General features: G+C 62.3%; 20 protein-coding genes. 18 read left to right on the top strand and 2 right to left on the bottom strand.

Annotated elements, in window-relative coordinates:
* The first annotated feature begins 233 nt into the window (after positions 1 to 233).
* The 3 genes from GYA95_RS01355 (at position 234) to GYA95_RS01345 (ending at position 4,106) form a co-directional block, all read left to right on the top strand.
* A complete protein-coding gene (locus tag GYA95_RS01355) occupies positions 234 to 2,837 on the top strand; it encodes a TonB-dependent receptor (protein WP_015269089.1) in 2,604 nt (867 codons plus the stop codon).
* Positions 2,838 to 3,039: 202 nt separating this feature from the next.
* Complete coding sequence (locus tag GYA95_RS01350; RefSeq protein ID WP_015269088.1) at positions 3,040 to 3,633, top strand: biliverdin-producing heme oxygenase; 594 nt, start codon at positions 3,040 to 3,042, stop codon at positions 3,631 to 3,633.
* A gap of 56 nt (positions 3,634 to 3,689) precedes the next feature.
* Positions 3,690 to 4,106 carry a YbaN family protein gene (locus tag GYA95_RS01345; RefSeq protein ID WP_013971115.1) on the top strand — a complete coding sequence of 139 codons (417 nt, stop codon included), beginning with the start codon at positions 3,690 to 3,692 and terminating at the stop codon, positions 4,104 to 4,106.
* Here the strand turns inward: GYA95_RS01345 and arcD (GYA95_RS01340) are convergent.
* Positions 4,086 to 5,513: an arginine-ornithine antiporter gene (gene arcD, locus GYA95_RS01340; RefSeq protein WP_013971114.1), complete on the bottom strand. Its 1,428-nt coding sequence runs from the start codon at positions 5,511 to 5,513 to the stop codon at positions 4,086 to 4,088. The two genes, GYA95_RS01345 and arcD (GYA95_RS01340), sit on opposite strands and share 21 nt — an antisense overlap.
* Positions 5,514 to 5,948: 435 nt before the next feature.
* Here arcD (GYA95_RS01340) and arcD (GYA95_RS01335) point away from each other — a divergent pair, with 435 nt between their 5' ends.
* From arcD (GYA95_RS01335) to gltS, 7 genes are all read left to right on the top strand, one after another.
* On the top strand, positions 5,949 to 7,376 hold the full coding sequence (arcD, locus tag GYA95_RS01335) for an arginine-ornithine antiporter (RefSeq protein WP_015269087.1): 1,428 nt from the start codon (positions 5,949 to 5,951) through the stop codon (positions 7,374 to 7,376).
* A 33-nt stretch (positions 7,377 to 7,409) separates the two neighbouring features.
* Positions 7,410 to 8,663, top strand: a complete 1,254-nt coding sequence (arcA, locus tag GYA95_RS01330) for an arginine deiminase (protein ID WP_003257954.1) — start codon at positions 7,410 to 7,412, stop codon at positions 8,661 to 8,663.
* A gap of 69 nt (positions 8,664 to 8,732) precedes the next feature.
* On the top strand, positions 8,733 to 9,743 hold the full coding sequence (locus GYA95_RS01325; RefSeq protein WP_013971112.1) for an ornithine carbamoyltransferase: 1,011 nt from the start codon (positions 8,733 to 8,735) through the stop codon (positions 9,741 to 9,743).
* 143 nt (positions 9,744 to 9,886) lie between these two features.
* Positions 9,887 to 10,816 (top strand): carbamate kinase, encoded by a 930-nt coding sequence (gene arcC / locus GYA95_RS01320; protein WP_003257953.1) that lies wholly within the window; start codon positions 9,887 to 9,889, stop codon positions 10,814 to 10,816.
* Positions 10,817 to 10,871: 55 nt separating this feature from the next.
* On the top strand, positions 10,872 to 11,240 hold the full coding sequence (locus GYA95_RS01315) for a DUF5064 family protein (RefSeq protein ID WP_013971111.1): 369 nt from the start codon (positions 10,872 to 10,874) through the stop codon (positions 11,238 to 11,240).
* 168 nt (positions 11,241 to 11,408) lie between these two features.
* Complete coding sequence (locus GYA95_RS01310) at positions 11,409 to 12,917, top strand: sigma-54-dependent transcriptional regulator (RefSeq protein ID WP_015269086.1); 1,509 nt, start codon at positions 11,409 to 11,411, stop codon at positions 12,915 to 12,917.
* Between the two features lie 453 nt (positions 12,918 to 13,370).
* Positions 13,371 to 14,567 carry a sodium/glutamate symporter gene (gene gltS / locus GYA95_RS01305; RefSeq protein WP_015269085.1) on the top strand — a complete coding sequence of 399 codons (1,197 nt, stop codon included), beginning with the start codon at positions 13,371 to 13,373 and terminating at the stop codon, positions 14,565 to 14,567.
* 16 nt (positions 14,568 to 14,583) lie between these two features.
* Here the strand turns inward: gltS and GYA95_RS01300 are convergent, their stop codons facing one another.
* Positions 14,584 to 15,486 carry a LysR family transcriptional regulator gene (locus GYA95_RS01300; RefSeq protein ID WP_015269084.1) on the bottom strand — a complete coding sequence of 301 codons (903 nt, stop codon included), beginning with the start codon at positions 15,484 to 15,486 and terminating at the stop codon, positions 14,584 to 14,586.
* Between the two features lie 118 nt (positions 15,487 to 15,604).
* Here GYA95_RS01300 and GYA95_RS01295 point away from each other — a divergent pair, with 118 nt between their 5' ends.
* The 8 genes from GYA95_RS01295 to GYA95_RS01260 all read left to right on the top strand — a co-directional run bounded on the left by GYA95_RS01295 (position 15,605) and on the right by GYA95_RS01260 (position 24,560).
* The gene (locus tag GYA95_RS01295) at positions 15,605 to 16,027 is read left to right on the top strand and encodes an ester cyclase (RefSeq protein ID WP_015269083.1); all 423 of its coding nucleotides are present in this window, start codon (positions 15,605 to 15,607) and stop codon (positions 16,025 to 16,027) included.
* Between the two features lie 3 nt (positions 16,028 to 16,030).
* Complete coding sequence (locus tag GYA95_RS01290) at positions 16,031 to 17,092, top strand: SDR family oxidoreductase (RefSeq protein ID WP_015269082.1); 1,062 nt, start codon at positions 16,031 to 16,033, stop codon at positions 17,090 to 17,092.
* A 340-nt stretch (positions 17,093 to 17,432) separates the two neighbouring features.
* On the top strand, positions 17,433 to 17,816 hold the full coding sequence (gene gcvH, locus GYA95_RS01285) for a glycine cleavage system protein GcvH (protein ID WP_015269081.1): 384 nt from the start codon (positions 17,433 to 17,435) through the stop codon (positions 17,814 to 17,816).
* Positions 17,817 to 17,827: 11 nt separating this feature from the next.
* Positions 17,828 to 20,683, top strand: coding sequence for an aminomethyl-transferring glycine dehydrogenase (gene gcvP / locus GYA95_RS01280; RefSeq protein WP_015269080.1), 2,856 nt, complete (start codon positions 17,828 to 17,830; stop codon positions 20,681 to 20,683).
* Positions 20,684 to 20,885: 202 nt separating this feature from the next.
* The gene (locus GYA95_RS01275) at positions 20,886 to 22,262 is read left to right on the top strand and encodes an L-serine ammonia-lyase (RefSeq protein WP_015269079.1); all 1,377 of its coding nucleotides are present in this window, start codon (positions 20,886 to 20,888) and stop codon (positions 22,260 to 22,262) included.
* Positions 22,263 to 22,289: 27 nt separating this feature from the next.
* A complete protein-coding gene (gene gcvT / locus GYA95_RS01270) occupies positions 22,290 to 23,411 on the top strand; it encodes a glycine cleavage system aminomethyltransferase GcvT (RefSeq protein WP_015269078.1) in 1,122 nt (373 codons plus the stop codon).
* Positions 23,412 to 23,767: 356 nt separating this feature from the next.
* Positions 23,768 to 23,980, top strand: a complete 213-nt coding sequence (locus tag GYA95_RS01265) for a cold-shock protein (RefSeq protein ID WP_003257941.1) — start codon at positions 23,768 to 23,770, stop codon at positions 23,978 to 23,980.
* Between the two features lie 91 nt (positions 23,981 to 24,071).
* Positions 24,072 to 24,560 carry an RDD family protein gene (locus tag GYA95_RS01260; RefSeq protein WP_015269077.1) on the top strand — a complete coding sequence of 163 codons (489 nt, stop codon included), beginning with the start codon at positions 24,072 to 24,074 and terminating at the stop codon, positions 24,558 to 24,560.
* Positions 24,561 to 24,687 lie beyond the last annotated feature (127 nt).

Here is a 24,687-nt window from a genome sequence, read left to right as displayed (position 1 = left end):
ACAAGGCTGCTCCTACAGAACCTCGCCGAACCAATGAGTCATGTGTTGTTCTATGAGAGCTGGCTTGCCGGCGATGAGGCCCGTGCAGGCAGCACATGATCATGGTCCCCTGAATTTATTTTTACGCAGTCACGCTACCCCGCCCGTCTCGTTATAGCCAATGCAACTGATTCTCGTTTGAAAACGAGGACAGCCATCACCTATAACAGTCCGCGCGTCAGGGAGCGCTTCCGATGTCCACAGGTCCTACCCGCCCCTCCACCCTTCCTCGCCATGGAGGGCAACTGTCCCTCCTGAGCCTTTCCCTACTGAACCTGGCCCTGCTCGCCAGTGGCGCCATCAGCCTGCCGGCGCTGGCCGCCGAGCCGGCACAGGCCAGCAGCCCGCGCATGGGCGACTACCGCTTCAGCATCGGCCAGCAGCCGCTGGTTACGGCCATCAATGCTTTCAGCCAGGTCACCGGCTGGCAGGTCGGCTTCAGCGCCGAACTGGCCGACGGCGTGGCATCGCCAGGGGTGCAGGGTTCGCTACCACCGGAAGCCGCGCTCAAGCGCCTGCTGCACGGCACCGGCCTGGGCTTTCGCAAGATCAGCAACGGCAATGTGGTGCTCGAACGCCAGGCCAGCGCCAATGTGATTGCCCTGCAGCAGGTGACCGTCAGCGCCACCCGCAGCGCCCAGGACGTCAGCCAGGTGCCGAGCACCGTCAGCGTGCAGACCCGCGAGCAACTGGACCGGCAGAACGTGAACAACATCCAGGACCTGGTGCGCTACGAACCGGGTGTGTCGGTAGCCGGCACCGGCCAGCGCAGCGGCCTGAACGGCTACAACATCCGTGGTATCGATGGCGAGCGCATCCTCACCCAGGTGGACGGCGTGTCGATCCCCGACAGTTTCTTCTTCGGCCCCTACGCCCAGACCCAGCGCAACTACGTTGACCCGGAGATCGTCAAGCGTGTGGAAATCCTCCGCGGCCCGGCTTCGGTGCTGTACGGCAGCAACGCCATCGGCGGCGCGGTGAGCTACTTCACCCTCGACCCGGACGACATCATCAAGCCCGGCAAGGACGCAGGTGCCCGCCTGAAGACCGGCTACAGCTCGGCCGACGAAAGCTGGCTGACCTCCGCCACCGTCGCCGGCCGCCAGGGCGACTTCGACGGCCTGTTGCACCTGAGCCAGCGCAACGGCCACGAAACCGAGACCCACGGCGGCCACAGCGGTGACGGCCTGGCCCGTACCGAAGCCAACCCGATGGACGTGCGCACCACAAACGTGCTGGCCAAGCTGGGCTGGAACTACGCCGACGACGCGCGCCTGGGTTTCACCTACGAACGCTACAAGGATGACCGCGACCAGAACATCCTCAGTGCGGTGGGCGGGCCTTTCATTCCTGGCTTTGGTGCCTCGGGGTACTACAAGGCGCGCAATGGCAACGACACCATCACCCGCGAACGCTTTGGCATCAACCATGAGTTCGGCCTGGATTCGCTGGTCGCCGACCATGTGAAGTGGAGCCTGAACTACCAGATCGCCAAGACCGACCAGCACACCGAGGAAGTCTACGCACCGCCTGGCCGTCAGGTACTGCGTACCCGAGACACCCTGTACAAGGACCGCCAGTGGGTATTCGACGCCCAGCTGGACAAGGCCTTCAGCCTCGGCGCCACCGACCACCTGTTGACGTACGGCACCACCCTCAAGCACGAGAAGGTCACCGGTTCCCGCAGCGGCACCGGTACCTGCCTGGCCGTTGGTTCAGGCTGTTCTGCCGCTGGCGCCGAGCGCCCGGCAGACGGCCAGGCCCTGGTCAGCGACTTCCCGGACCCGACGGTGAACACCTACAGCCTGTTCGTGCAGGATGAAATCCGCTGGAACAACTGGACCTTCATGCCTGGTGCCCGTTACGACTACACGCGCATGGAGCCCAGGTTCACCGAGGAATTCCTGCGTGGCCTGGAGTCCAGCGGTACCGCACCTACCTCCCAGGACGACTCGGACAAGAAGTGGCACCGCGTCTCGCCCAAGTTCGGCCTGACCTACGCCTTCAGCGACAACTACACCTGGTATGGCCAGTACGCCGAAGGTTTCCGCACCCCGACCGCCAAATCCATGTACGGGAAGTTTGAGAACATCGAGCAAGGCTACCGCGTCGAAGGCAACCCGGGGCTCGAACCCGAAAAGAGCAAAAGCTATGAAACCGGCCTGCGTGGCAACTTCGACGCCGGTAATTTCGACGTGGCGGTGTTCTACAACAAGTACCGCGACTTCATCGACGAAGATGCCGTACAAAGCGCCAACCTGGAGCAGACCTTCAAGGCCAACAACATCAAGCACGCCACCATCAAGGGTACCGAGGTCAAGGGCCGCCTGAACCTCGACCACTTCGGTGCGCCGCAGGGCCTGTATACCCAGGGCTCGATCGCCTACACCTATGGCCGAAACGATGACACCGGCGAGCCACTGAACAGCGTCAACCCGCTCAAGGGCGTGTTCGGCCTGGGTTACGAACAACAACACTACGGCGGCCTGCTGAGCTGGACATTGGTCAAGCGCAAGACCCGCGTCGACGACAGCACCTTCTACTCGCCCGACGGCTCGAGCTCCAAGTTCCGCACCCCGGGCTACGGGGTGCTGGACCTGACCGGTTACTACAAGGTCACCGACGACGTGACCATCAACGCCGGCCTGTACAACCTCACCGACAAGAAGTACTGGCAGTGGGATTCGGTACGCAGCTACGACGGCCAGGGTGAAGCGGCCGTGACTCAGCCGGCCAACATCGACCGCCTGACCATGCCGGGGCGCAACTTCGGCATCAATGTGGTTTGGGATATCTGACCCCTTGCGTCTGTACCGGCCTCTTCGCGGGCTCGCCCGCTCCCACAGATACTGCGCAAGCCTTGGGCCTGCGATGGACCTGTGGGAGCGGACAAGCCCGCGAAGAGGCCAGTACAGGCAACACGAAAACCCGATTTTTTTACTGTCCCAGCCCCGCTGTTTCGTCTTGTCTCTAGACGCCCCCTTTTCCAAGGACTGCCCCATGACCGACCGCCCAGCCCTGCGCTCCCAGCGCCTCAACCAGATCACCCACGCCCCCCACGCCGAACTGGATGCCCTGGTCAAAGCCCACGCGCCCTTCGACAGCCGCGAAAGCTTCGCCCGCTTCGTGGTCGCCCAGTACCTGTTCCAGGCCGAGCTGCAGGCCCTGTACAACGACCCGCAACTGATCGCCATCATCCCCGACCTGGCCGAGCGCTGCCGTGCCGAACAGGCCCGCCTGGACCTCGCCGACCTCGACACCGAAGTACCGCCAGCCGTACCGGGGGCCCTGCGCAACCCGAGCCTGGGCGAGGCAATGGGCTGGATCTTCGTCTCCGAAGGCTCCAAACTGGGCGCTGCGTTTCTGATCAAGCGTGCCGTGGCCCTGGAACTGTCCGAAACTTTCGGTGCCCGACACCTGGGCGAACCGGCCGGTGGCCGTGCCGAAGGCTGGAAACAGTTCACCCGCATTCTTGATGGCCTGGCCCTGTCGGCCGAAGAGGAAGCCGCTGCCGAACGCGGCGCAGTTGCTGCCTTCGAGCGCTTCACCAAGCTGCTCAAGCATGCCTATGCTGCAGATGCCGCGCTGGTTTGACACGCCATACCCCGGCCACCCTACCGGTGGCCGAACCGCTTCCATGCAGTGAGACCATGACCCGACCCGCCCGTTCGAAACTCGCCCGCCTGCTGTATGCGACCTTGGCTTACGTGAGCCTGGGCGTGGGCCTGGTCGCGATCGTCATTCCCGGCCTGCCGACCACCGAATTCATCCTGCTGGCTGCCTGGGCGGCCACACGCAGTTCGCCGCGCCTGTCTGCCTGGCTGGAAAACCACCGGTTGTTCGGGCCGATCCTGCACAACTGGCGCAATGGCAAGGTGATCCAGCGCCGGGCCAAGGTCAGCGCGACCCTCAGCATGCTGCTGTGCGCGGGCCTGATGCTGACGTTCCTGGAACACCGCTGGCCGGTGTTCCTGGCCATTGCCGGCATGACCCTGGGCAACCTGTGGATCTGGTCCCGCCCCGAGCACGCCCCCTGCCCTGCCCCGTCACAAGCTCAGCAGCCCTGAGTACAGGGCATAGGCCGCCAGCGCGGCACCTGCCAGCACGGCAGCGAAAATCAGCTTTTCCCAAGTGGTGAACAAGGTTTTACCCTGCTCATGCTTGGCCCTGGCGAACAGGATCACGCCCGGCGCGTACAGCAGCGCCGACAGCAGCAGGTACTTCAGCCCGCCGGCGTACAACAGCCACACGGCATATACCAGGGCAACCAGCGCCACCAGCAGGTCCTTGCGGCGCAGGGCCGGCTGCTCGTCGTAGGTTTCTGCACGTACCGCCAGCAGCACGGCGTAGGCCGCCGACCACAGGTAGGGCACAAGAATCATCGACGAGGCCAGGTAGATCAGGCTGGTATAGGTACCGGCGGAAAACAGCGTGATCAGCAGGAAGCCCTGGATCATGCAGTTGGTCAGCCACAGGGCGTTGGCCGGTACATGGTTGGCGTTTTCCTTGGCCAGGAAACGCGGCATGGTCTTGTCCCGCGCCGTGGCGTAGAGGATCTCGGCACACAGCAACGCCCACGACAGCAGCGCGCCAAGCAGCGAAACCGCCAGGCCGATACTGATCAGCAAGGCACCCCATGGCCCGACGATATGCTCCAGCACCGAAGCCAGTGACGGGTTCTGCAGCCCGGCCAGTTGCGGCTGGGTCATCACCCCCAGCGACAGCACGTTGACCAGCACCAGCAGCGCCAATACCCCCAGGAAACCGATCACCGTGGCCTTGCCCACATCCGAGCGGCGCTGGGCGCGCCCGGAATACACGCTGGCGCCCTCGATACCGATGAACACGAACACGGTGACCAGCATCATGTTGCGCACCTGCTCCAGCACGCTGCCGAACTGCGGGTTGCTCAGGCCCCAGATGTCACGTGTGAAGATATCGGCGCGGAAGGCGAACGCCGCGATCACCACGAAAATCAGCAACGGTACCACCTTGGCCACGGTGGTCACCTGGTTGATGAATGCTGCTTCCTTGATGCCGCGCAGCACCAGGAAATGCACCGCCCAGAGCAGCAGCGAAGCGCAGCCGATGGCGATTGGCGTGTTGCCCTCGCCGAACACCGGGAAGTAGAAACCCAGGGTGCTGAACAGCAGCACGAAGTAGCCGACGTTGCCCAGCCAGGCACTGATCCAGTAGCCCCAGGCCGAGGAAAAACCCATGTACTCGCCAAAGCCGGCCTTGGCGTAGGCGTACACTCCCGAGTCCAGCTCCGGCTTGCGGTTGGCCAGGGTCTGAAATACGAAAGCCAGGGCCAACATGCCGACTGCGGTGATACCCCAACCGATCAGCACAGCCCCCACATCGGCACGCGCCGCCATGTTCTGCGGCAACGAGAAGATCCCGCCTCCAATCATCGAGCCGACCACCAATGCGATCAGCGCGCCCAGGCGCAGCTTCTGTCCCGGTTCGCTCATGAGCCTTCCTTTTTTTGCGCACTGTCATGGGCTTGAAACAGCCATGCGGTCCATATAAGTGTTGCTACTTATAATGATCCTGACCAATGAAGCTATAGCACTAATAACTGCTTTGTCTATGCCAGCTTTTGAGTAAAACCTAGCAGCTCCGGAGCAACTAGAAAAGAATCCGATAAAACTCGAAATTCTTGTGAAAAATTTGCGAAAGCGGCAAAAACGGCTAGCGTCAAGCATCGCAGGCTGAACAGAGCGTTTGCTCTAGATGGACATGGAGGTGCCAGCATGCAAGGCCTGCGGCATAAGTTGTCGGCACTCTCCAGGAGCTTCGTGAAGGAATTTTCCTACTTCACGTCGCCATGAACTGACCCAAGTCAGCGAATGGCAGCGGCGTCGGATTTACTCTGTCGTCAACTTTCTCCTGGCAGGAGTTATTAAATGTCTGATTCATCCGGAAAACTAAAGCTCGGCGCGTTAGTTGCACTTGTCGTCGGTTCGATGATTGGTGGCGGGATCTTCTCGCTGCCGCAAAACATGGCTGCCAGCGCAGGGGTTGGTGCTGTACTGATCGGCTGGGCGATCACCGCGGTCGGCATGCTGACCCTGGCGTTCGTGTTCCAGACCCTGGCCAACCGCAAGCCTGACCTGGATGGCGGGGTGTATGCCTACGCCAAGGCCGGTTTTGGCGACTACATGGGCTTCTCCTCGGCCTGGGGCTACTGGATCAGTGCCTGGCTGGGCAACGTCGGCTACTTCGTGCTGCTGTTCAGTACCCTGGGCTACTTCTTCCCGATCTTCGGCGAAGGCAACACCCCGGCCGCCATCATCGGCGCATCAGTGCTGCTGTGGGCCGTGCATTTCCTGGTGCTGCGCGGCATCAAGGAAGCAGCATTCATCAACCTGATCACCACCGTGGCCAAGGTGGTACCGCTGCTGCTGTTCGCCCTGATCTGCCTGTTCGCCTTCAAGCTCGACATCTTCACCGCCGACATCTGGGCGGTAGGTACGCCAGAGCTGGGCAGCGTGATGAACCAGGTGCGCAACATGATGCTGGTCACCGTGTGGGTGTTCATCGGCATCGAGGGTGCGAGCATCTTCTCGTCGCGGGCGGAAAAACGCTCTGACGTGGGCAAGGCCACGGTCATCGGCTTCGTCACCGTGCTGCTGTTCCTGGTGCTGGTCAACGTGCTGTCGCTGGGCATCATGACCCAACCAGAACTGGCCAAGCTGCAGAACCCGTCGATGGCTGCCGTACTGGAGCATGTGGTCGGCCACTGGGGCGCGGTACTGATCAGCGTCGGCCTGATCATCTCGCTGCTCGGGGCCCTGCTGTCGTGGGTGCTGCTGTGCGCCGAGATCATGTTCGCCGCCGCCAAGGACCATACCATGCCGGAGTTCCTGCGCCGCGAGAACGCCAACCAGGTACCGGCCAACGCCCTGTGGCTGACCAACGCCATGGTGCAGATCTTCCTGGTGATCACGCTGTTCTCCAGCAGTACCTACCTGTCGCTGATCTACCTGGCCACCTCGATGATCCTGGTGCCCTACCTGTGGTCGGCCGCCTATGCCTTCCTGCTGGCTCTGCGTAGCGAAACCTACGAGCAGGCCCTGGCCGAACGGCAGAAGGACCTGGTGATCGGTGGTATCGCCCTGTTGTACGCCGTCTGGCTGCTGTACGCCGGTGGCGTGAAATACCTGCTGCTCTCGGCCCTCCTCTACGCACCTGGCGCAATCCTGTTCGCCAAGGCCAAGCGTGAGGTTGGCCAACCTGTCTTCACCAACGTGGAAAAACTGATCTTCGCAGCCGTGGTCATCGGTGCCCTGGTGGCAGCCTTTGGCCTGTACGACGGCTTCCTGACCCTTTGACCCACGTCTTCGTTCAACTGGAGGAATGAAATCATGTCCGCTGAAAAACAGAAGTACGGTGTCCACTCCGAAGCCGGCAAACTGCGCAAAGTGATGGTTTGCTCGCCGGGCCTCGCGCACAAGCGCCTGACGCCGAGCAACTGTGACGAGCTGCTGTTCGACGACGTGATCTGGGTCGACCAGGCCAAGCGTGACCATTTCGACTTTGTCACCAAGATGCGCGAGCGTGGCGTGGATGTGCTGGAGATGCACAACCTGCTGACCGACATCGTCCAGCAACCCGAAGCACTGAAGTGGATCCTCGATCGCAAGATCACCTCCGACACTGTCGGCGTCGGCCTGACCAACGAAGTGAGAAGCTGGCTCGAAGGCCTCGAGCCACGCCATCTGGCCGAGTTCCTGATCGGCGGCGTGGCAGGCCAGGACTTGCCGGAAAGCGAAGGCGCCAGCGTGGTCAAGATGTACAACGACTACCTGGGCCACTCCAGCTTCATCCTGCCACCGTTGCCCAACACCCAGTTCACCCGCGACACCACCTGCTGGATCTATGGCGGCGTCACGCTCAACCCGATGTACTGGCCGGCGCGCCGCCAGGAAACCCTGTTGACCACCGCCATCTACAAGTTCCACAAGGAGTTCACCGGCGCCGACTTCCAGGTGTGGTACGGCGACCCGGACAAGGACCACGGCAACGCTACCCTCGAAGGCGGTGACGTGATGCCGATCGGCAAAGGCATCGTGCTGATCGGCATGGGCGAGCGCACCTCGCGCCAGGCCATCGGCCAGTTGGCGCAAAACCTGTTCGCCAAGGGCGCGGTGGAAAAAGTCATCGTCGCCGGCCTGCCGAAATCCCGTGCTGCCATGCACCTGGACACCGTGTTCAGCTTCTGCGACCGCGACCTGGTCACGGTCTTCCCGGAAGTGGTGAAAGAGATCGTGCCGTTCATCATCCGCCCGGACGAAAGCAAGCCTTACGGCATGGACGTGCGCCGCGAGAACAAGTCGTTCATCGAGGTGGTGGGCGAGCAGCTTGGGGTCAAGCTGCGCGTGGTCGAAACCGGTGGCAACAGCTTTGCCGCCGAGCGCGAACAGTGGGATGACGGCAACAACGTGGTGGCCATGGAACCGGGCGTGGTCATTGGCTACGACCGCAACACCTACACCAATACCCTGCTACGCAAGGCCGGGATCGAGGTCATCACCATCAGTGCCGGCGAACTGGGCCGGGGCCGGGGCGGCGGCCACTGCATGACCTGCCCGATCGTGCGCGACCCGATCGACTACTAACGACCATTACCCCCGGCCGCCCTCATAAAGCGGCGGCCGGTGCGTTCACCAAACTCAAGGAGAAAAGTCATGGCGTTCAATATTCACAACCGCAACCTGCTCAGCCTGGAACACCACACCACCCGTGAGCTGCGCTACCTGCTGGACCTTTCCCGCGACCTCAAGCGCGCCAAGTACACCGGTACCGAGCAGCAGCACCTGAAAGGCAACAACATCGCGCTGATCTTCGAAAAAACCTCTACCCGTACCCGCTGCGCCTTCGAAGTGGCCGCCTATGACCAGGGGGCCAATGTCACCTACATCGACCCGACCTCCTCGCAGATCGGCCACAAGGAAAGCATGAAGGACACTGCCCGCGTGCTCGGGCGCATGTACGACGCCATCGAGTACCGGGGCTTCAAGCAGGAAATCGTCGAAGAGCTGGCCAAGTTCGCCGGCGTTCCGGTGTTCAACGGCCTGACCGACGAATACCACCCAACCCAGATGATTGCCGACGTGCTGACCATGCGCGAGCACAGCGACAAGCCGCTGCACGACATCAGCTACGCCTACCTGGGCGACGCCCGCAACAACATGGGCAACTCGCTGCTGCTGATCGGCGCCAAGCTTGGCATGGACGTACGCATCGCCGCGCCCAAGGCGCTGTGGCCGCATGACGACCTGGTCGAACGTTGCCACAAGTACGCCGAGGAAAGCGGCGCACGCATCACCCTCACCGAAGACCCGGTTGCCGCGGTCAAGGGTGTGGACTTCGTGCACACCGACGTGTGGGTATCGATGGGTGAGCCGATCGAAGCCTGGGGTGAGCGCATCAAGCTGCTCAAGCCGTATCAGGTGAATGCACAGCTGATGAAGTCCACCGGCAACCCGCGGACCAAGTTCATGCACTGCCTGCCGGCGTTCCACAACTCCGAAACCAAGGTAGGCAAGCAGATCGCCGAACAGTACCCGGACCTGGCCAACGGTATCGAAGTGACCGACGACGTCTTCGAGTCGCCGGCCTGCATCGCCTTCGAGCAGGCGGAAAACCGCATGCACACGATCAAGGCGATCCTGGTGTCGACACTGGCTGACCTCTGACAACCACCTCGATCCTGTGGGAGCTGGCTTGCCGGCGATACAGGCAACTCGGTGCATGGCACCGGCTTCGCCGGTGATCGCCGGCAAGCCAGCTCCCACAATGGATCGAGGCGCTCACCCTATATCCGCAAAGGACATTCCCCATGCGTATCGTTGTTGCATTGGGCGGCAACGCCCTGCTGCGTCGCGGCGAGCCCATGACCGCTGACAACCAGCGCGCCAATATTCGCACCGCCACCGAACAGATCGCCAAGATCCACCCAGGCAACGAGCTTGTCATCGCCCACGGCAACGGCCCGCAAGTTGGCCTGCTGTCGCTGCAGGGCCTGTCCTACAAGCCCGACGAGGCCTACCCGCTGGACGTGCTTGGGGCCGAGACCGAGGGCATGATCGGCTACATGATCGAACAGGAACTGGGCAACTTGCTGGCCTTCGAAGTGCCGTTCGCCACCCTGCTGACCCAGGTCGAAGTGGACGCCAACGACCCCGCCTTCAAGGACCCGACCAAGTTCATCGGCCCGGTCTATGGCAAGGAAGAGGCCGAGCGCCTGGCCAAGGAAAAGGGTTGGGTGGTCAAGGCCGACGGCGACAAGTACCGCCGAGTGGTGGCCAGCCCGAAACCCAAACGCATCTTCGAGATCCGCCCGATCAAGTGGCTGCTGGAAAAGAGCAGCATCGTGATTTGCGCCGGCGGCGGCGGCATCCCCACCATGTACGATGAGAACCGCAAGCTCAAGGGCATCGAGGCGGTGATCGACAAGGACCTGTGCTCGGCCCTGCTGGCAGAGCAGCTGGACGCCGACCTACTGATCATTGCCACCGATGTCGATGCGGCCTATGTTGACTGGGGCAAGCCCACACAAAAGGCCATTGCCCAGGCCCACCCCGACGAACTCGAACGCCTTGGCTTCGCCGCCGGCTCCATGGGGCCGAAGGTGCAGGCCGCCTGCGACTTTGCCCGCAACACCGGCAAAGTGGCAGTGATCAGTTCGCTGGAGAACATCGAAGACATCGTCAAAGGCACCGCCGGCACGCGCGTTTCCACCGCGAAGCCGGGGATCAGCTACCGTTGAATGCAGTAGGCGGGCGCCAGCGTCCGCCATTTTCGACCTTCCAAAGGAGCTTGCCATGGCCCAGTACCAACCCGGTCATGTACACATCGAGCGCACCGCGCTGAACCAGAATGACCACAGCTATGACCTGAACATCGAATACGAGGCAGTGTCGGACCCCAAGGAAGGTAGAGGCATCCAGTTCAAGATGCATGGCAGCATCGAAGGCAAGCCAGTGGAAGAAAAGTTCTTCCTGGCCAAGGACCAGGTATTGCCCAGCTTCCTCATGCAGTTGAGCCGAAGGGCGCAGTCGTACCTGAAGCCACCGAAGAAGTTCGAGAGCCTGAGCTCGCCGCACAAGCTTTATGACCATATGTTCGCGGACATTCGCGAAAAGCTGGATGTGAAATCGGGCGACCCGATCAAGCCTGAACATCTGGAGTGATTTCAGGATCCGGGGGCTGCTTTGCAGCCCATCGCGACACAAGGCCGCTCCTACAGGGTGTGGCGCTGTACCTGTAGGAGCGGCCTTGTGTCGCGATGGGCCGCAAAGCGGCCCCGACAATGTTGAGGCATACTACCGCCCTCCCCCAGCCACAACCGCACCCTCCCCATGCGCATCCACGTCAGCTTCATCGACCGCGTCGGCATCACCCAGGAAGTCCTCGCCCTGCTCGGTGCCCGCAACCTCAACCTGGACGCCGTGGAGATGGTCCCGCCGAACGTATACATCGACGCCCCTACCCTCAGCCCCGCCGTGCTCGAAGAACTGCACGACGCGCTGTTCGAGGTACATGGCGTGCAATCGGTGGACGTGGTCGACATCCTCCCTGGCCAACGCCGGCACCTGCAGCTCGATGCCCTGCTGGCTGCGATGAGCGACCCGGTGCTGGCCGTGGACAGTGCCGGCAAGGTGCTGCTGGCCAACCCGGCGCTGATCGAACTGTGCGGCCGCGAATCGGCCGGGCGCTCGGTGGGTGAGCTGTTCGGCGACCCGGCGCTGCTGCAGGCCCTGCTGGACAACAACTTCCACCTGCCCATGCGCGAGATGCAGCTCAACGGCCAGAGCCTGTTGCTGGACGCCATGCCGATCACCAACGCCGGTGGCCTGCTGACGCTGTACCCGCCTACGCGCATGGGCGAACGCCTGTCGGCCCTGCACCACGACCATGCCGAAGGCTTCGATGCCTTGCTCGGCGAGTCACCGGCCATCCGCACCCTCAAGGCCCGCGCCCTGCGCGTGGCGGCGCTCGATGCACCGCTGCTGGTGCATGGCGAAACCGGCACCGGCAAAGAACTGGTAGCCCGCGCCTGCCACGCCATCAGCAGCCGCCACGCGGCACCATTCCTGGCGCTGAACTGTGCTGCGCTGCCCGAGAGCCTGGCCGAAAGCGAACTGTTCGGCTACGCCCCCGGGGCCTTCACCGGCGCACAACGGGGCGGCAAGCCCGGGCTGATGGAGCTGGCCAACCAGGGCACGGTATTCCTCGATGAAATCGGCGAGATGTCGCCATACCTGCAGGCCAAGCTGCTGCGCTTTCTCAGCGATGGCAGCTTCCGCCGGGTGGGTGGTGACCGCGAAGTGAAGGTGGATGTACGCATCATCAGCGCCACCCACCGCGACCTGGAGCGCATGGTCGCCGAAGGCAGCTTCCGCGAAGACCTGTTCTACCGCCTGAACGTGCTCAATCTGCAAGTGCCACCGCTGCGCGACCGTGGCCAGGACATCCTGATGCTGGCGCATTTCTTCATGCAGCAGGCCTGCACGCAGATCCAGCGTCCACCCTGCAGGCTGACCCCGGCCACCCATTCGGCGCTACTGGCCAACCCTTGGCCGGGCAATGTGCGCCAGCTGCAGAACGTGATATTCCGCGCCGCAGCCATCTGCGAGGGCAACCTGGTGGATATTGGTGACCTGGACATCGCCGGCACCTCGGTGGCCCGTGGTCAGGACGGCGAAGTGGCCAGCCTGGAACAGGCCGTGAGTGATTTCGAGCGCGAACTGCTGCAACGCCTGTACGCCAGCTACCCATCCACGCGGCAACTGGCCGGGCGCTTGCAAACTTCACATACCGCCATTGCGCAGCGCCTGCGCAAATATGGAATACCGAGCAAAGCCTGATACCTGTCAGATAGCGTCAACGGGGCTGCTATGCAGCCCATCGCAGGCAAGCCAGCCCTTTTGGGCTGCGCTGTCGCGCAGAGAACAAATATCGCTCGATTGAAGCGTCCTTTGTAGGAGCAGCCTTGTGCTGCGAAGAGGCCGGTACAAGCAATAGACAGGCTTTGTCAGTACCGGCCTCTTCGCAGCACAAGGCTGCTCCTACAGTACCTCGCTGAACCAATGAGTCATGTGTTGTGCCATGTGAGAGCTGGCTTGCCTGCGATGGGCCGCAAAGCGGCCCCTGATAGTTATTGTAATAATCCGGTTGTTATTCAGGCTTTTCCTACGCCAGTGAAAGATACTCTCCCACGTATGCCTCGTAGAATGGTGACAGTGTATTCCCACCTGTCACCCCACTTGTCCGCCCCATAGCGGGAAGTGGTCCGCTACTGGATATAACGAGAGCACCTGATGTTTGAACTCGATTTTTACGGGACGCTTGTAGCCGCCTCTTTGGTACTGTTATTGGGGCGCGGCCTGGTCGCGCGTATTGGTTTCCTGCGCACTTACAATATTCCGGAACCTGTCGCTGGCGGCCTGGTAGTGGCCTTGGCGTTCCTGGCGTTGCGCAGTTTCGATATCCACGTGCAATTCGATACTTCACTGCAAACTCCTCTGATGCTGGCATTCTTCGCCACCATCGGTTTGAGTGCAGACTTCGCCAGCCTGAAAAAAGGTGGCCGCGTGGTTACCGTGTTCCTGCTGGTGGTGACCGGCTTGTTGCTGGTCCAGAACGCCATGGGTATCGGCCTGGCAACGGCGCTGGGCCTCGACCCGCTGATGGGCCTGCTGGCCGGCTCTATTACCTTGTCCGGCGGTCACGGTACAGGCGCCGCGTGGGGGGCCACTTTCACCGAAAAGTTCGGTCTGGCGTCGGCCTCCGAACTGGCAATGGCATCAGCTACCTTCGGCCTGGTACTGGGTGGCCTTATTGGTGGCCCGGTCGCCCGGTTGTTGATCAGACGGGTAACGACACCTGGTATCGAAGAACCAGCACCACAACTGCCCAAGGGTTTCGAACAACCAGACAAAGAACGCTTGATCACGCCGTTTTCATTTATCGAAACATTGGCGCTGATCGCTGTCAGTTTGCTCGCAGGCTCGTTACTTAACGGTATGCTGAAAGGCACTGCGTTTGAACTGCCTACGTTCGTTTGCGTGTTGTTTGTGGGCGTGGTGTTGCGAAACGGCCTTTCGGCGCTCGGCTTTTATCAAGTCTTCGAACGGGAAGTCTCGGTATTGGGCAATGTGAGTTTGTCGTTATTCCTGGCCATTGCCTTGATGTCGCTCAAGTTGTGGGACCTTTCAGCGCTGGCATTACCATTCTTTGCATTGCTCGCCGCACAGACATTGGTCATGGCACTGTTCGCGATATTCGTCACGTTCCGGGTCATGGGCCGCAACTATGATGCAGCGGTACTGGCCGCCGGGCACTGTGGTTTCGGCCTGGGTGCAACGCCAACGGCAATCGCCAACATGCAAGCGGTGACCCAGCGCTACGGAGCCTCGCGCATTGCCTTCCTGGTGGTGCCGATGGTGGGGGCGTTCTTCATCGACATCATCAATGTCATCGTGATCAAGCTGTATCTGGCGTTGCCGTTCTTTTGAGCCAGACGCTGAACGCTCAGCCGGTATGTTGCTGCGCCAGGTCCTGCCCAGAATCCGTAGACAGGGCCTGGTGCAGCATTTCCTCCAGGATCGAGAAAAAGCACTTTATGTGAGGCTGCTTCAATGCCTGTGGCCGGGTCACCATGTAGACCTCCAAATCTGGAAGGGGAAGGTCGACGAACAACTCGATCAAATCCTTGGCCAGAATCCGGGGCAGTACCGCCACCCCCATGCCTCGTCTCACCGATTCGAGCTGTGCGCTGAACGAGGTCACGCGGATCGGCGCACGTTCCAGCCCCCCCGCCTTTGCCGCACGTACTTGCGGCAACACGTCCAGCGGCGGAAGCAGGCCGATATTGACCGCCGTCGCAGGGGTAACCCCCGGAAAACGGTGCAGGTAACCAGCAGCGGCGAACACACCATAGCCAAGCCGGCCTATCGGCCGATAAATCAGTGAGGGCTCACCCAGGTGGGCCGTGCGCACGGCAATGTCCGCCACACCCCGGACGATCTTGTGGAAGTCGGCGGTCACGGTCAACTCCACCGAGCACCCCGGGTGTAGTCCGGTGAAGCGATTGGCCGCCTCCAGTACGCAAGTCGAGAAGCCTTCCCCTGCGCTCACCTGCACAGTGCCAGAGAGTTCGCAAGGCAGCTCGGCTGCGCCAGCAGGCGTCTGGCGCTGTAGCCCAGCTTCTGCTGTCTGGGCCACTTCGACCAGCGATTGACCGCGCGAGGTCAGCCTGCATCCCTCTACGCCCCGCTCGACGAGCGGCTCGCCCAATGCAGCCTCAAGCTGGGTCAGGCGACGCGAAACGGTCGATGGTGCAATACCCAGCAACTCGCCAGCGCGAAGAAAGCTGCCACGCCGCGATACGGCCAATAGCAGCCGAAGATCGTCCCAGTTTTCCTGCAATGCCATATGTGCTGGCCTCTCCCTGGTCTGCAAATTCGCAAACCCACTATGCAGTAGGCGCTGTTTTTCGACAGCAAGCGCGGGAGTATACCTTGGGCCCCTCTGAACAAATGGAATGGATTGCATGATGACTAGCCCCAAGGACTATGCCCAACGCGCCGCCAATGCCTTTAACCAGCGTGATGTGCAAGGGCTGCTGGCACTGGTCGACGAAGACTTCGTGTACCTGGACGGCATGACGACCCAAACCGGGCGCGAAGCCATGCGCGCGCGGGAGATGGCGCTGTTCAGCGCACTCCCTGATGCCCAGGTGGCCCTGACCCCATTCATGGTCTCGGACGATCGGCTGGCAATGACCGCCGTCCTGACCGGCACCTTCACTGCCCCGCTGCTGCTGCCAGCAGGCGTGATCGTTCCGGCCCATGGGCGTCGGATTTGCGTGCACTATGCGGCGCACTTCACCTTCAGAAATGGCCTGGCCATCCGTGAAGCGGTGTTTTTCGACAGTGCCATGTTGAAGCCATCTGCCGAACAGAGCGAGGGTTGAGCCATGCGCAATGTGTTCGTTACCGGAGCAACCGGCTTGCTGGGCAACAACCTGGTCCGTGAACTGGTCGCTCATGGCTACACGGTCAAAGGGCTGGTGCGGTCAAGAGCAAAGGGGGAACAGCAGTTCGCTGATCTGCCCGAAGTAGAGCTGGTCGAAGGCGACATGGCCGATGTCGACGCTTTCGCGGCGTCGCTGCGCGGCTGCGATACGGTGTTCCATACTGCAGCGTTCTTTCGTGACAACTACAAAGGCGGTAGCCACTGGCAAGCACTCGAGCAGATCAACGTGACCGGTACCCGCCACCTGTTGGAGCAAGCCTACCTGGCCGGCATCCGGCGGTTTATCCATACCTCGTCCATTGCAGTGCTCGACGGGGCACCAGGCACGTCGATCGATGAGACATGCCTGCGGGCCGAAGCAGATGCAGATGACTACTACCGCAGCAAGCTCCTCGCCGACCGCGTCGTGACTGAGTTTCTCGATGCCTGCCCCGACATGCACGCCTGCATGGTGCTCCCCGGCTGGATGTGGGGCCCTGGCGACATCGGCCCTACGTCAGCCGGGCAACTGGTCAACGATGTCGTGCGCGGCAAATTGCCTGGCTTGATCCCGGGTAGTTTCTCGGTGGTCGACGCCCGCGATGTAGCGTTGGCGCAGATTGCCGCAGCCACACAAGGACGAAGCGGCGAACGCTACCTGGCGGCCGGGCGACATATGACCATGGCTGAACTGGTACCAATAGTAGGCCGTCTGGCCGGCGTACGAACGCCCGCGCGGCATTTACCGTTGCCGTTGTTATTCTGCCTGGCCGCAGTACAGGAAATGTATTCACGGCTCACCGGCCAGCCCATCCTGCTGAGCTTGGCCACGCTGCGCCTGCTGGTACGCGAAAAGGATCGTACGCGTTTCAACCACAGCAAAAGCGAGCACGCGCTTGGCCTGAGCTTTCGGGCGCTGGAGCTGACAATCGCCGATACGGTGGCGTGGTGTCGTGACCACGGCTGGTTTGAACAACATAGCGCGCCCACCAGGACCAGGACCAGGACCAGGACCAGGAAGTAGTTACACCATGACCGCAAAAATACTCGCACAATGTCGAAACGGTCAGCGGTGCCAGGCTGGCACCCCGCAGGCAATACCGTATCGATTTAAATACACCGTATTCAAATCGATACACACACATTCAGATACGGCAGTGCAAGGGTTTGATCCCCAAACCCTTTTCCATCCCCCTCCCGCTGTAGCGTTTTCATTCCACAAGAATGACAAACTGAATACGTAAAACAATTAACATATTGATTTAAAAGGTTTTTTAACGATTGGCCGCATTTTTGCTAAGGGAATCCCAACCCCAAGAGCGCGGAGCCACCGCGCCTAACGCCCTGCTTCCCGAGGATTCCCCATGAGCGAGTTGCGTTTCACTGAAGATCACGAATGGCTGCGCGTCGAAGCCGATGGCAGCGTTACCGTGGGCATCACCGCCTACGCCCAGAACGCCCTTGGCGATGTGGTCTACGTGCAACTGCCAGAGCTGCAGCAGTACGACAAAGGCGCCGAAGCCTCCACCGTGGAATCGGTGAAAGCCGCCAGCGGCGTGTACATGCCCCTGGCCGGTGAAGTGGTCGCCGTCAACGAAGCCCTCAACGACAGCCCCGAGCTGGTCAACGAAGACCCGCTGGGAGACGGCTGGTTCTTCCGCTTCAACCCGGCCGACATGAGCGAAGTCACCGCCCTGCTCGACCAAGACGCCTACGACCGCCTGATCAAAGCCAACGACGACGCCTGAGGAACCCCGCCATGACCATCAACCTCGGCACCGCCAACGAATTCATCGCCCGCCACATCGGCCCGCGCGCCGCTGACGAGCAGGCCATGCTGGCCGCCCTCGGCTTCGACTCGCTGGAAGCCATGACCGCAGCGGTCATCCCTGACAGCATCAAGGGCACCAGCGTGCTCGGCTCGCACGACGGGCAGAGCGAAGCCGACGCGCTTGCCGCGCTCAAGGCCATCGCCGGCAAGAACCAGCTGTTCAAGAGCTACATCGGCCAGGGCTACTACAACACCCACACCCCGGCGCCGATCCTGCGCAACCTGCTGGAAAACCCGGCCTGGTACACCGCCTATACCCCGTACCAGCCAGAAATTTCCCAGGGCCGCCTGGAAGCGCTGCTGAACTTCCAGACCCTGATCAGCGACCTGACCGGCCTGCCGATCGCCAACGCCTCCCTGCTCGACGAAGCCACAGCTGCGGCCGAGGCCATGACCTTCTGCAAGCGCCTGTCGAAGAACAAGGCCAGCCACGCCTTCTTCGCCTCCGTGCACTGCCACCCGCAAACCCTCGACGTGCTGCGCACCCGTGCCGAGCCGCTGGGTATCGAGATCGTGGTCGGCGACGAACGCGAGCTGGGCGATGTCAGCGCCTTCTTCGGCGCCCTGCTGCAGTACCCGGCCAGCAACGGTGAAGTGTTCGACTACCGCGAAGTGGTCGAGCGCTTCCACGCCGCCAACGCCCTGGTCGCCGTGGCCGCCGACCTGCTGGCCCTGACCCTGCTGACCCCGCCGGGCGAGTTCGGTGCCGACGTGGCCATCGGCAGCGCCCAGCGCTTCGGTGTGCCGCTGGGCTTTGGTGGCCCGCACGCGGCCTACTTCTCCACCCGTGACGCATTCAAGCGCGACATGCCAGGCCGCCTGGTCGGCGTGTCGATCGACCGCTTCGGCAAGACCGCCCTGCGCCTGGCCATGCAGACCCGCGAACAGCACATCCGCCGCGAAAAGGCCACCAGCAACATCTGCACCGCCCAGGTGCTGCTGGCCAACATCGCCAGCATGTTCGCCGTGTACCACGGCCCGGCCGGCCTCAAGCGCATCGCCGAACGTACCCATGCCCTGACCGCGATCCTGGCCGCCGGCCTGAAGACGCTGGGCGTGCAGGTAGTGGGCGCCAGCGCCTTCGACACCCTGACCCTGGCCACCGGCAGCGCCACTGCCAGCCTGCATGACAAGGCCCGCGCCCAGGGCATCAACCTGCGCCAGATCGACGCCGCCCACGTGGGCCTGTCGCTGGACGAAACCACTAGCCAGGCCGATGTCGAGACCCTGTGGCAACTGATCGGTGGCGACCAGGCCCAGCCGGACTTCAACGCGCTGGCCGCCAGCACCGGCTCGCTGCTGCCTGCCGCCCTGCTGCGCCAGTCGGCCATCCTCTCGCACCCGGTATTCAACCGCTACCACAGCGAAACCGAGCTGATGCGCTACCTGCGCCGCCTTGCCGACAAGGACCTGGCGCTGGATCGCAGCATGATCCCGCTGGGCTCGTGCACCATGAAGCTGAACGCCGCCAGCGAAATGATCCCGGTCACCTGGGCCGAGTTCGGCAACCTGCACCCGTTCGCCCCCGCCGAGCAGAGCCAGGGCTACCTGCAGATGACCACCGAGCTGGAAGCCATGCTCTGCGCCGCCACCGGCTACGACGCCGTGTCGCTGCAGCCCAACGCCGGTTCCCAAGGTGAGTATGCAGGCCTGCTGGCCATTCGCGCCTACCACCGCAGCCGTGGCGAAGGCCACCGCGACATCTGCCTGATCCCGTCGTCGGCCCATGGCACCAATCCGGCAACCGCGCACATGGCCGGCATGCGCGTGGTGGTCACCGCCTGTGATGCCCGCGGCAACGTCGATGTCGAGGACCTGCGCGCCAAGGCCATCGAGCACCGCGAGCGCCTGGCCGCGATCATGATCACCTACCCGTCGACCCACGGCGTGTTCGAGGAAGCGATCGGCGAAATCTGCGCGATCATCCACGACAACGGTGGCCAGGTGTACATCGACGGCGCCAACATGAACGCCATGGTCGGCCTGTGCGCCCCAGGCAAGTTCGGCGGCGACGTTTCCCACCTGAACCTGCACAAGACCTTCTGCATCCCGCACGGCGGTGGCGGCCCGGGCGTCGGCCCGATCGGCGTCAAGTCGCACCTGGCGCCGTTCCTGCCCGGCCACGCGCAGCTGGAAAACACCGAGGGCGCGGTTTGTGCCGCGCCGTTCGGCAGCGCCAGCATCCTGCCGATCACCTGGATGTATATTCGCATGATGGGCGGTGCCGGCCTCAAGCGTGCCTCGCAGATGGCAATCCTCAACGCCAACTACATCGCCCGTCGCCTGGAAGAGCACTATCCTGTTCTCTATACCGGCGGCAACGGCCTGGTGGCGCACGAGTGCATCCTCGACCTGCGCCCGCTGAAGGACACCAGCGGTATCAGCGTCGACGACGTGGCCAAGCGCCTGATCGACTTTGGCTTCCACGCCCCGACCATGTCCTTCCCGGTGGCGGGCACGCTGATGATCGAACCGACCGAAAGCGAGTCCAAGGAAGAACTGGACCGCTTCTGCGACGCGATGATCCAGATCCGCGAAGAAATTCGCGCGGTCGAGAACGGTAGCCTGGACAAGGACGACAACCCGCTGAAGAACGCCCCGCACACCGCGGCCGAGCTGGTTGGCGAATGGGCCCATGGCTACAGCCGCGAGCAGGCGGTGTACCCGCTGCCAAGCCTGGTGGAAGGGAAGTACTGGCCGCCGGTCGGCCGGGTCGACAACGTGTTCGGCGACCGCAACCTGGTGTGCGCCTGCCCGTCGATCGAGAGCTATCAGGACGCCTGACCCGGCGCTCTGGCCTCATCGCCGGCAAGCCAGCTCCCACAGGGGCCTCACCGCACCCAAGGCTGGTGCAATACCTGTGAGAGCTGGCTTGCCAGCCCTAAAGGGCTCACCTGTTTTCCAAGGCTGGTGCAGTACCTGTGGGAGCTGGCTTGCCGGCGATCGAGTGCGCAGCACTCGCCTTACCTTTCGGAGGGAATGAGCAATGTCTTTGAGCGTCTTCGACCTGTTCAAGATCGGCATCGGCCCCTCCAGCTCGCACACGGTCGGCCCGATGCGCGCCGCCGCGCGTTTCGCCGAAGGGCTGCGTCGTGATGGCCTGCTCGCCCGCACGGTTAGCGTCAAGGCCGAGCTGTACGGCTCGCTTGGCGCCACCGGCAAAGGCCACGGCAGCGACAAGGCCGTGCTGCTGGGCCTTGAAGGCGAACACCCCGATGTCATCGACACCGACACCATCCCTGCCCGCCTGCAGGCCATCCGCGACAGCGGTCGGCTGAACCTGCTCGGCGAGCACAGCATCGCGTTCATCGAAAAGCAGCACCTGGCGATGATCCGCAAGCCACTGGACTACCACCCCAACGGCATGATCTTCCGCGCCTTCGACGAGGCCGGCTTGCAAATCCGCAGCCGCGAGTACTACTCGGTGGGCGGCGGTTTCGTGGTCGACCAGGACGCTGCCGGCCACGACCGCATCGTCGAGGACAGCACACCGCTGACCTACCCGTTCAAGACCGCCAAGGAGCTGCTCGGCCATTGCACCGGGCAAAACCTGTCGATCAGCCAGGTAATGCTGGCCAACGAGGCGGCTTGGCGCCCCGAGGCGGAAACCCGTGCCGGGCTGCTGCGCATCTGGCAGGTGATGCAGGACTGCGTCGAAGCCGGTTGCCAGCATGAAGGCATCCTGCCGGGCGGGCTCAAGGTCAAGCGCCGGGCGCCGGCGTTGTACCGCCAACTGAGCCGCAATCCCGAGGCCAGCCTGCGCGATGCCCTGTCGGTGCTCGACTGGGTCAACCTCTATGCCCTGGCAGTGAACGAGGAAAACGCCTACGGCGGGCGTGTGGTCACTGCGCCGACCAACGGCGCGGCGGGCATTGTCCCGGCGGTGCTGCATTACTACATGCGCTTCGTACCGGGAGCCAACGAGGACGGGGTGGTGCGGTTTCTGCTCACCGCCGCGGCCATCGGCATCCTGTACAAGGAAAACGCCTCCATTTCCGGTGCCGAAGTAGGCTGCCAGGGCGAGGTTGGCGTGGCCTGTTCGATGGCCGCCGGCGCGCTGTGCGAGGTGATGGGCGGCACCGTGCAACAGGTGGAAAACGCTGCCGAAATCGGCATGGAACACAACCTGGGCCTGACCTGCGACCCGATTGGCGGGCTGGTCCAGGTGCCTTGCATCGAGCGCAACGCCATGGGCTCGGTGAAGGCGATCAACGCGGTGCGCATGGCCTTGCGCGGCGACGGGCAGCACTACGTGTCGCTCGACAAGGTCATCCGCACCATGCGCCAGACCGGCGCCGACATGAAAAGCAAATACAAAGAGACCGCCCGTGGCGGCCTGGCCGTCAACATCATCGAATGTTGACCCGACAACAACAGCAAGGAGTCACCGATGTCCGAAACACTGCTCAAGACCCCACTGCACGCCCTGCACCTGGAACTGGGTGCGCGCATGGTGCCGTTCGCCGGCTATGACATGCCGGTGCAGTACCCGTTGGGCGTGCTCAAGGAACACTTGCACACACGCGAGCAGGCCGGCCTGTTCGATGTCTCGCACATGGGCCAGATCACCCTGCGCGGCAGCGATGCCGCCAAGGCACTGGAAAGCCTGGTGCCGGTGGATATCATCGACCTGCCGGTGGGCATGCAGCGCTATGCCATGTTCACCAATGAGCAAGGCGGCATCCTCGACGACCTGATGGTCGCCAACCTGGGCGACGACACGCTGTTCCTGGTGGTCAACGCCGCCTGCAAGGACCAGGACCTGGCCCACCTGCAAGCGCACATCGGCAGCCGTTGCGAGGTGCAGCCGCTGTTCGAGCAGCGCGCCCTGCTGGCCTTGCAAGGCCCGGCGGCAGTCAAGGTGCTGGAACGCCTGGCCCCGGAAGTGGCCGGCATGACCTTCATGCAGTTCCGCCCGGTGAAACTGCTGGGTGAAGACTGCTTCGTCAGCCGCTCGGGCTACACCGGCGAAGACGGCTACGAAATTTCGGTACCGGTGCATGCCGCCGAAGCCCTGGCCCGCCGCCTGCTGGCAGAGCCCGAAGTACAACCGATCGGCCTGGGTGCGCGTGACTCGCTGCGCCTGGAAGCCGGCCTGTGCCTGTATGGCCACGACATGAACACCGAGACCACGCCGGTGGAAGCCAGCCTGCTGTGGGCCATTTCCAAGGTTCGCCGTGCCGATGGCGCGCGTGCCGCCGGCTTCCCGGGTGCCGAGGCCATATTCGCCCATCAGCGCGAGGGCGTGCCGAGCAAACGTGTGGGCCTGTTGCCGCAGGAACGTACGCCAGTACGCGAAGGCGCGGATATTGTCGATGCAAACGATAAACCTGTAGGCAAAGTTTGCAGCGGCGGCTTTGGCCCGACACTCGGTGCACCTGTAGCAATGGGTTATATCGATAGTGAACATACCGCTATCGACACCCCACTGTTTGCCTTGGTGCGTGGCAAGAAGGTTGCCTTGAAAGTCAGCAAAATGCCTTTCGTGGCACAACGTTACTACCGGGGCTGAAGCCGCTTTGTGAAGGTTGCGGGCAGGTTCGACATATTCGTTTTCGAACCTGTCCAATAACTTTTGAACATGGCGCCAGGCCAGGCGCCATGCCGTTTCCGACAAATCGGTCGGTTATCGGCAAACGGCCGATTTTCCATACGACCAAGGGCTTGTTTTTCGCTCGGGAGTTGGCGTAGAGTCACTGCACTGTGTTTGCATGGGTCGCAACAGTTCGTGACCTGGGCCAGTAGCCGCAATCTGCTACAACCCGTTCGACGTCTCTTACTTTCCTGCAACCCAGCCCAGTAATCTTTTGCTTCCTTTATTGCAAAAGAAACTGTCATCAAAATTCAAGCTTCATAGGAAATAAGACAATGGCTGAGCGTCAGAACGGTACCGTCAAGTGGTTCAATGACGAAAAAGGTTACGGCTTCATCACCCCAGAAAGCGGTCCGGATCTGTTCGTGCACTTCCGCGCTATCGAAGGTAACGGCTTCAAGAGCCTGAAAGAAGGCCAGAAGGTCACCTTCGAAGCAGTCCAGGGCCAGAAAGGCATGCAGGCTGACAAAGTTCAGGTCGCCGGCTAAGCCGAACCCGACTTCGAGAAAAGCCCCTGCCAAGTGCAGGGGCTTTTTTTTGCCCGTAGAATAGCGGCTTCGTCTTCTGGAGCCGTTTTGCATGTCCAAGCCTCTGCTCACACCCCAGGGTGATTTTCCTCCGGTCGGCCTGGGCCGGCGCCTGGCGGCGATGTTCTACGACTTCCTGCTGTGCACGGCGTTGCTGATCGTGACCGCAGGTGCCTACAAGATGATCCAGATGGCGATCATCGGCGAAGCCCGCATGCGTGAATTGACCGAGGCTGGCGCACTGGACGGCGACCCGCTGCTGTCGACGGTGCTGCTGTTCGTCCTGTTCGGTTTCTTTGCCAAGTTCTGGACCCATGGCGGGCAGACCCTGGGCATGCAGGTGTGGGGCGTGCGGGTGCAGAACGCCGATGGCACGGCCATCAGCCTGTGGCAGGCGCTGCTGCGCTTCGTGGTGTCGATTGCTTCGTGGCTGTGCCTGGGGCTGGGTTTTTTCTGGGCGTTGATCGACAAGCGCCAGCGGGGCTGGCATGACATCTATTCGGAAAGCCAGCTGGTGCGGGTGCCTAAGCAGAAGAGATAAGTACAAGCTTCAGGGCAACCAATGTACCTGTAGGAGCAGCCTTGTGCTGCGAAGAGGCCATCACTGGCAACGAGAGTGTTTTGCCAGACCGGCCCTTTCGCAGCAGAAGGCTGCTCCTACAAGTTCG

This window comes from Pseudomonas asiatica, from assembly GCF_009932335.1.
GTDB lineage: Bacteria > Pseudomonadota > Gammaproteobacteria > Pseudomonadales > Pseudomonadaceae > Aquipseudomonas > Aquipseudomonas asiatica.
Note: the sequence above shows the minus strand (reverse complement) of the source record. Positions and strands in the feature narration are given on the sequence as shown.